This window comes from Promicromonospora sp. NPDC059942 (assembly GCF_042731755.1).
In the GTDB taxonomy this organism is placed as follows: domain Bacteria; phylum Actinomycetota; class Actinomycetes; order Actinomycetales; family Cellulomonadaceae; genus Promicromonospora.
The window spans coordinates 454,561-457,217 of the sequence record NZ_JBHWLR010000002.1; the positions used below are offsets into that span (position 1 = coordinate 454,561).

3 protein-coding genes are annotated in these 2,657 nt (G+C 72.9%); 2 read left to right on the forward strand and 1 reads right to left on the reverse strand.

What is annotated here, in order from left to right:
- Positions 1–157: 157 nt before the first annotated feature.
- The gene (locus tag ACFV9Q_RS04525; protein WP_377233354.1) at positions 158–1,084 is read left to right on the forward strand and encodes a S1C family serine protease; all 927 of its coding nucleotides are present in this window, start codon (positions 158–160) and stop codon (positions 1,082–1,084) included.
- Between the two features lie 49 nt (positions 1,085–1,133).
- Here ACFV9Q_RS04525 and ACFV9Q_RS04530 read toward each other — a convergent pair whose 3' ends face one another.
- Positions 1,134–1,820, reverse strand: coding sequence for an alpha/beta fold hydrolase (locus tag ACFV9Q_RS04530; RefSeq protein WP_377233355.1), 687 nt, complete (start codon positions 1,818–1,820; stop codon positions 1,134–1,136).
- 218 nt (positions 1,821–2,038) lie between these two features.
- On the opposite strand from ACFV9Q_RS04530, the gene ACFV9Q_RS04535 reads away from it, so the two are divergent.
- On the forward strand, positions 2,039–2,611 hold the full coding sequence (locus ACFV9Q_RS04535; protein ID WP_377233356.1) for a dihydrofolate reductase family protein: 573 nt from the start codon (positions 2,039–2,041) through the stop codon (positions 2,609–2,611).
- Positions 2,612–2,657 lie beyond the last annotated feature (46 nt).

Consider the following 2,657-nt stretch of genomic DNA (forward strand, 5'->3'; position numbering starts at 1 on the left):
ATCGGCCGGGTTGACCGTTTTTTTTGAGCCCTGGTTTTTTTTGTTTGGGGGAACAAAAAAGAAAAGAAACCCGGGCCTCAAAGAGAAGCAGCCCGGCCCTGTCTGCCCGTGGCGAATCCCCTCCCCGGACCGCGCCGCGCGGTGTGTGATGGGACCTATGGACGATCAGGAGGCACTGGACGCCTACTCGGCGTCGATCGTGCGCGTGGTCGACGCCGTCCTGCCGTCGGTCGCGGCGGTCTCGGTGCGGACGGCGCGTGGGGCCGGGGCCGGGAGCGCCTCGGTCATCCCGGGCGACCGGCTGCTGCTCACGAGCGCGCACGTCGTCGAGTCGGCCACGAACGTCCGCGCCGCCTTCTCCGACGGCTCGGAGGTCGCGGCGCGGGTGATCGGGCGGGACCCGCTGTCCGACCTCGCGGTGCTGCGGGCGGACGACGACGTGCCGCCCGCCCTGCCCCTCGGGGACGCCGCCGGCCTGCGGGTCGGCCAGCTCGTGGTGGCCCTCGGCAACCCGCTGGGGCTGGCGGGCAGCGTCACGGCCGGGATCGTGTCCGCGCTCGGCCGGTCCCTGCCGACCGGTGCCGGCCGGATCATCGACGAGGTGGTGCAGACCGACGCGGCGCTCAACCCGGGCAACAGCGGGGGAGCGCTCGCGGACACGGCGGGCCGGCTCGTCGGCGTCAACACCGCCGTGGCGGGCATCGGCCTGGGGCTCGCGGTGCCGGTCAACGCCACAACCCGGGCCATCATCGACACCCTGGTCCGCGACGGCCGCGTGCGGCGCGCGTGGCTGGGCATCGCCGGGGCGCAGGTGGTGCTGCCCGAGCCGGTCGCGGAACGGGTCGGCTCCCGGACCGGCATGCAGGTGGCGCAGGTCATCGCGCGGTCCCCGGCCGACCTCGCGGGGATCCGGCGCGGCGACATCCTCGTGGCGATCGACGGCGCGACCGTCGTGACGACCACGGCCGTGCAGCGCCTCATGGTGGGCGACGCCATCGGGCGGCGCACCGAGGTGACGGTGTGGCGCAACGGCGCCCTCGTCGACGCGGTGGTGCTCCCGCAGGAGCTGGTCACCGCGCCGTGAGGGCGCCGGGCCGCCGTCGTCCGGCGGCGACGCCGTCACACCGCCGTCGTCACACCGTCGCGGCCGCGTCCGCCAGGACGCGCGCCAGCTCCGCCGGCCGCGTGAACATGGGCCAGTGGCCCGAGTCGATGTCGACCAGGTCGACGTGCTTGGCGCGCGCGAGCTCGGGGACGTCGCCGGCGTCGATCCACTCCTGCGCCTGGGCGGGCGTGAACTCGGGGCACACGACCACCACGGGCACGTCGAACCGGCGCTCGTCGTTCAGGTGCACCACGCCGCGGGCGACCCCCTCGGGGACCGGGACGGCCCTGGCCGAGAAGGCGGCCCGGGCCTCTGCGGAGAGGTCCGCCGAGTCCGGGCCCTCGAACGGCTCCCAGCCGGGAAACGCCATGGCGCCGTCGACGACCTCGAACAGGTCGGCGTAGGGCTTGCCGCCGCCCCACGGGAAGCCACCGACCTGGACCACGCCGGCCACCCGCTCGGGACGCGCGTCGGCCGCGAGCCACGCCAGGGTGCACGCCGCGGAGTGCCCCACGACGAGCGGCCTGCCGGACGCCGCGTCCACGGCAGCGACCACGGTGGCCACCTGGTCGGCCAGCGTGGCGTCCGCCCGGCCGTCGCCCTGGCCGGGCAGCGTGATCGGCACGGCCCGGTGGCCGAGCGCCTCGAGCTGCGGGACGACGTCGTCCCAGGCCGAACCGTCGAGCCAGAGGCCGCCGATGAGCAGGATGTCCATGATTCTCTCCCGTAATCGTGCTGATCCGTGGTGCGGCGCGATGCCGACGTCACCAACGGTAGGACCGGTTCCGGACGTTCCGCTTCCGGATAAAAAATCGTGCGCGGAGCCGATGATTTTGCTGCCACGCTCCCGTCCATCCCCGTAGAGCCAGGCCCCGCAGCACCCAGCCCGCAGGACGCCGCACCGCGCGGCCACCACGACAGGAGATCCACCGCATGCGCACCATCGTCGCCACGCACTTCGTCTCGCTCGACGGCAAGGTCGACCCCACCGGGGGAGACCCCGAGCTGCACGACACCGCGTGGACCTTCAAGACCGTGGACATGGTCCCCGAGGCCTACGAGCTCAAGGGCCGCGAGCAGGAGGAGGCCGGCGCGCTGCTGCTCGGCCGCACCAGCTACCAGATGTTCGCGCCCGTGTGGCCCGACATGGCCGAGTTCACGCGCTACAACGAGCTGCCCAAGTACGTCGTCTCCACGACCCTCACCGACGCGGACCTGACCGACAGCTGGGGCGAGACCACCATCCTGCGCTCGCTGGACGACGTCGCCCGGCTCAAGGAGACCGACGGCGGCGAGATCCAGGTGCACGGCAGCGTGTCGCTGACCCGGGCGCTCGCCGACGCGGGGCTCGTCGACTCCTACCACCTGCTGGTCTTCCCGGTGCTCCTGGGCCAGGGCAAGCCGCTGTTCAGCGACACCGACAAGCCCGCGCAGAAGTTTCGGCTCGTCGAGCACGAGGCGTACAAGAACGGCATCCAGAAGCAGATCTTCGACGTCGTGCGCTGACCGGGTGACCACGCGGCCGCGCGCCGGTACGTCGAGATCCTGCGGG